This is a genomic window from Salinicoccus halodurans (assembly GCF_900114445.1).
GTDB lineage: Bacteria > Bacillota > Bacilli > Staphylococcales > Salinicoccaceae > Salinicoccus > Salinicoccus halodurans.
Genome location: NZ_FOTB01000009.1, coordinates 1 through 1,478, shown reverse-complemented (window position 1 = coordinate 1,478; position 1,478 = coordinate 1). Strand labels below are relative to the sequence as shown.

At 53.2% G+C, this 1,478-nt stretch carries 1 rRNA gene; it reads right to left on the bottom strand.

From position 1 onward, the window contains the following. Positions 1–68 precede the first annotated feature (68 nt). Positions 69–1,478 (bottom strand): 23S ribosomal RNA (locus BM271_RS14440); the annotation flags it as partial.

Below are 1,478 nucleotides of genomic sequence, written 5' to 3'. Positions count from 1 at the left end.
ATATACATTCAAAACCGGATAGAAGCAATAATTCGCGCAGAAACCGAAACACGGTTTCTTCATCAATTCTGAATAAGTCATCGATCGATTAGTATTCGTCCGCTGAATGTGTTGCCACACGTACACGCCGAACCTATCTACCTCATCATCTCTGAGGGATCTAATGGGGAAATCTCATCTTGAGGGGGGCTTCATGCTTAGATGCTTTCAGCACTTATCCCGGCCATACATAGCTACCCAGCGATGCCGTTGGCACGACAACTGGTACACCAGTGGTATGTCCATCCCGGTCCTCTCGTACTAAGGACAGCGCCTCTCAAATTTCCTACGCCCACGACGGATAGGGACCGAACTGTCTCACGACGTTCTGAACCCAGCTCGCGTACCGCTTTAATGGGCGAACAGCCCAACCCTTGGGACCGACTACAGCCCCAGGATGCGATGAGCCGACATCGAGGTGCCAAACCTCCCCGTCGATGTGAACTCTTGGGGGAGATAAGCCTGTTATCCCCGGGGTAGCTTTTATCCGTTGAGCGATGGCCCTTCCATGCGGAACCACCGGATCACTAAGTCCGTCTTTCGACCCTGCTCGACCTGTATGTCTCGCAGTCAAGCTCCCTTATACCTTTACACTCTGTGAATGATTTCCAACCATTCTGAGGGAACCTTTGAGCGCCTCCGTTACTCTTTAGGAGGCGACCGCCCCAGTCAAACTGTCCACCTGACACTGTCTCCCGCCCGGATCACGGGCGCGGGTTAGAATCCCAACCACACCAGGGTGGTATCCCACCAGTGCCTCCGTGTAGACTGGCGTCCACACTTCGTTGGCTCCCACCTATCCTGTACAGGTGAGGTCAAGATTCAATATCAGGTTACAGTAAAGCTCCACGGGGTCTTTCCGTCCTGTCGCGGGTAACCTGCATCTTCACAGGTACTATGATTTCACCGAGCCTCTCGTTGAGACAGTGCCCAAATCGTTGCGCCTTTCGTGCGGGTCAGAACTTACCTGACAAGGAATTTCGCTACCTTAGGACCGTTATAGTTACGGCCGCCGTTTACTGGGGCTTCGATTCGCACCTTCGCTTACGCTGAGCGCTCCTCTTAACCTTCCAGCACCGGGCAGGCGTCAGCCCCTATACGTCACCTTTCGGTTTGGCAGAGACCTGTGTTTTTGATAAACAGTCGCTTGGGCCTATTCACTGCGGCTCATATCTCTATGAGCACCCCTTCTCCCGAAGTTACGGGGTCATTTTGCCGAGTTCCTTAACGAGAGTTCGCTCGCTCACCTTAGAATTCTCTTCCCAACTACCTGTGTCGGTTTACGGTACGGGCGGTGGGTGTCCTCGCCAGCGGCTTTTCTTGGCAGTGTGAAATCAATGGCTTCGCCTACTCAATTTCGGCTCCCCATCACAGCTCATGGTTAATACAGGACGGATTTGCCTGTCCTGCCCACTCACTGCTTGGACGTGCTCTACCTT